3 protein-coding genes are annotated in these 2,847 nt (G+C 37.2%); 1 reads left to right on the forward strand and 2 read right to left on the reverse strand.

The window, feature by feature from the left end; genetic code table 11:
* Positions 1 to 298 precede the first annotated feature (298 nt).
* Positions 299 to 490: a DUF3934 family protein gene (locus ACFX4X_RS25330; protein ID WP_061463151.1), complete on the reverse strand. Its 192-nt coding sequence runs from the start codon at positions 488 to 490 to the stop codon at positions 299 to 301.
* Between the two features lie 259 nt (positions 491 to 749).
* Entirely contained in the window at positions 750 to 2,081 is a 1,332-nt protein-coding gene (locus ACFX4X_RS25335; RefSeq protein WP_061463152.1) for an oligosaccharide flippase family protein, read from the reverse strand.
* A 404-nt stretch (positions 2,082 to 2,485) separates the two neighbouring features.
* On the opposite strand from ACFX4X_RS25335, the gene ACFX4X_RS25340 reads away from it, so the two are divergent.
* A complete protein-coding gene (locus ACFX4X_RS25340; RefSeq protein ID WP_089362172.1) occupies positions 2,486 to 2,752 on the forward strand; it encodes a hypothetical protein in 267 nt (88 codons plus the stop codon).
* Positions 2,753 to 2,847: the final 95 nt, after the last annotated feature.

The raw sequence follows: 2,847 nt of genomic DNA on the forward strand, positions 1-2,847 counted from the left end.
AGGCTCACCGCCCGCCCCGCGGAAAGCGAGCATCTGGAGGGGAAATCAACCACAACTCACTACCTGGTAAATAGCAATAAAGTATGTGAAAACAGCCTAATAAAAAGATGAAAGACACTGCCGGGTAAGGAAGTGTCTTTTTTGATGGTATGTATAATTATAGCCGTACTCATAGGATTAATCTGGATACCGCCGTTATTATCTATTAGACCCATTTCCTCTCATACAGATCTCTTTACACCCTGTATGAGAATATGGAATAAACCTAAATTTTTTTGTATGGATTTAAAACAAGCTATTATTTTTCGGTCTTGTCACCTGTAGACTGGCCGGAAGATTTTGATTCATTGGAATGTTTGACGCCTTTACTTACATATGGTTTTGCGCTTTTTTTCTTGTTGGCACCAGTTTTCCAACGATTCCAGCCCTTCTTGCCCGTACCTGTTCCCGTACCTTTACCCGTACCACTCTTAGCCTTAGCTTTACTCATGAAATCACTCCATTACTATTGTATGGTTATATTAAACCATTTTACTTGATTATTACCCAAGTATGTTGAAATATACAGTAACCACGGTGATATGTACAGGGAAAGGCTCAATATTTTTATCAGAATCTTTATAAACCAATAAAAGCAAGGATTTTTGCTGGACGGCACTTGCTTATTCTTACCTATTATTCCAATTATTCGCTGTGCTTCCTCAAAAATAAACTTAGTGGAGCAGCAGAATGGATGGACCTGATTTTAGTCATTTTATCGATATGGACCTGGATTTCATCAAAAAGATACTTATTCCAATTTTTTTGCAAATGGTCAAGTAGTGCATGAAAGTTAATAATACAGCGCCCGTATTCATTCCTAAAATGATGCCTCCCATATTAAGTGAAGCTTGGGACCCTAGGATATACATCATTAAAAATGCAACGATATGGGACCAGACTGTATGGATGAAAGCATCTTTCACTAAGCCCAGGCCGATGAGATAGGCTTGCATTGGAATGACAAAAAAATGAAAAAGGAAATAGGGACATAATAATTTTAAATAGTATGAGGCAGATGTTGAGGAAAAAAAGAGAGAGGTCAAGGGTTCCGCAAAGAAATAAATGAAGAACACAGCTGGGACCCCATACAATACAGTAAAAGACATCGATTTTTGCAATAAAACCCTCAATTTTTCCTTATCCTGTTTCTTGTGCGCATTCGAAACATTCGGTATGAGCATGATCATTAAGGAATGTGCGATAAAGGCTGGAAAGAAGCCGATGGTCATCGCTACTCCAGTGAGCATCCCAAAATGCTCTGTAGCCACAACCGCACCGAATCCTGCTGAGAGAAGGGCAGTATGGATCAAAAAAGGTTGCATGGCATTTGTTATGGCATGAAAGATCCTTAATCCCATAGTGGGCAGCGAAACCGCCAATAACTTTTGTCGTGCATGTTTACCGGTTGTTCGCGAGTTTGTACCGCGTTTCATGATTCGCATTTGAAGGATCAAAAGGTTTATCAAGTATAGAAAAACGAGGAACTCACTGCCAATCAATACAAAAAAGGCCATCAACAATGATTTTTCTTGGTTAAAATGAAATAAGTTAAAGATGAGGAAAAGCAAACCAAATTGAATGATATCCTTCAAAAAGTTGGAAAAGGCAATCTTCCCCATTTGCTGGACACCCATGAAATACCCTCTTGCAATCGACGAGAATGCAACTATTGGGATTAAAGTGATGAGCAGCCATTTAATATAAGGATGATATCTGTCCATTATGGATGAAAATGAAAGTATGAAAGGCATGACTACGCACATGACCAACACGATAACTGCAGCCATTTTAAGAGCATGGATGACTAGATTATAATGCAATGTCTGTTTATTTTCAGCAACGAATTTTGAAATGGAAATATGTAATTCAAGGCTGGCAATCACATATATTAAAAAGAAAATTGGCAATATGGACATATAAAGCCCCATGCCCTCTTCCTGTAATTCCCTGGCTAGGATCATGTTTACTAAAAATTCAATACATTCACCAAAAAACGCTGCGACAATCAAAATGAGCGTTCCCTTATAAAAAGACTTCATGTTGGACCACTCCTAACAAGGTGTTTGTATAAAGATATGAGACATGCCTTGGAATATTCATACGGAGCTCCACAAAATGTTGATACATAATGCGGCTATGGCTATGGGGAATACTGATTAACCTGTTGGAAGATAAAAAATTAAATCAGGTAAGAATGGGAAAGTGGAAGAAATCGATTGGTTACATGTAATTTAGAAATTTTCACCCAAGCCTTCAGCATCAAAAGGGTTCATTCAAGTAATGGGTTTGCATTTATTTCATTCTTCTAATCAGGGGTTTTTGGTTTGCCAGGTTCCCCTTGACAAAAATATCGGATGAATTATGAAACAATAGTCGGAGCCTTGATTTTCACTTTGTAATTCATGATTTATTTTGCTATCCTTTAGCAGAGGGGATGATCAATATGAAATTCACATCTATTAGTCAATTAAATATAGATGAATTGTGCATTGCGTTTGAAAGTTTGCTTACGAAACATGACATTACATTTAAATATGTAGATATGAGGGAAGATAACGGAATCTTATCGTTTATTTTTTGTAATGACCCGGATAAGGCTAGGTCGGTCGAATTGGAAAGTGAACGCTTCATTGGATTAGATACTGATTACATAGCCAAGGAAATTTTAGTGCCAATCTTGCCTAGATTAAAAGAATATGCACAAAAATAAAATCATCGATTAAGATGATTTCAGACTGTAGACAAACTCGATGAAAATCGAGTTTGTCTATTTTTTATGAGTTGTACAATTTGGCCGTTGATTTT

This window comes from Peribacillus sp. YIM B13481, assembly GCF_042787985.1.
GTDB lineage: Bacteria > Bacillota > Bacilli > Bacillales > DSM-1321 > Peribacillus > Peribacillus simplex_A.

Excerpts from the sequence above, each read along its gene's own strand:
- ACFX4X_RS25335 (WP_061463152.1), bottom strand. The coding sequence starts at position 2,081 with ATGAAGTCTTTTTATAAGGGAACGCTCATTTTGATTGTCGCAGCGTTT.
- ACFX4X_RS25340 (WP_089362172.1), top strand. The coding sequence starts at position 2,486 with ATGAAATTCACATCTATTAGTCAATTAAATATAGATGAATTGTGCATT.
- ACFX4X_RS25330 (WP_061463151.1), bottom strand. The coding sequence starts at position 490 with ATGAGTAAAGCTAAGGCTAAGAGTGGTACGGGTAAAGGTACGGGAACA.